Genomic DNA, 591 nt, shown 5'->3' on the forward strand with positions numbered 1-591 from the left:
AAAAACCAATAAAGAGAAAGGTAGAGTGGAGGAACTAAAATGGCTAATGGGACTGCCCAACCAAAAGAATCTGGATCTGTTAACAAAGCATTGCATAGCCACCAAAGTCCGCAAATAAAATAACTAAAACCAAAGGTTCCACAGCTTAAAGCGTAAATAAAAAAATGTTTTTTATTGTTTTTTGCGGCCCGTATTGAGTCAAGTAAAACAATAAAGAGAGGGAAAGTTAAAAAGCAAAGAGGTGTCAAATAAAAGGGTGGAAGTGCAAAAGAAGTAAAAGCACCACAGAGAAACACCAATATTTGCCGCTTCCAGCTGCTAACAGAAAACAAAAAAAGTGTGAAATTTCTTAAAAAAGTTTGACTATTTTTTAGGGATGGCATTGTTCTCAAAATTCTCATTTTCTGAAGTGCGAAAAATGCGTAACCGCTTAATTCTGCGTTTATCAGCTTCCAAAATACGAAATCGATAACCAGGTACAGCTTCAACAACTTCACCTTTTGCAGGAATTCGATCAAGAATGGAAACAATCAAACCACCAATAGTATCAACTTCATCACCATATTCCCCGACAATAAAATCAGGACCGAG

1 protein-coding gene and 1 pseudogene are annotated in these 591 nt (G+C 36.4%); both read right to left on the reverse strand.

Annotation, left to right across the window (positions count from 1 at the left end):
* Positions 1-401, reverse strand: a pseudogene (locus J7R10_RS08435) (apolipoprotein N-acyltransferase); the annotation flags it as partial.
* A partial coding sequence (locus J7R10_RS08440) for a transporter associated domain-containing protein (RefSeq protein WP_281432509.1) occupies positions 364-591 on the reverse strand: 228 nt, incomplete at its 5' end. The gene J7R10_RS08440 and the pseudogene J7R10_RS08435, both read right to left, overlap by 38 nt.

This window comes from Bartonella vinsonii subsp. berkhoffii ATCC 51672, from assembly GCF_902825225.1.
Taxonomy (GTDB): domain Bacteria; phylum Pseudomonadota; class Alphaproteobacteria; order Rhizobiales; family Rhizobiaceae; genus Bartonella; species Bartonella berkhoffii.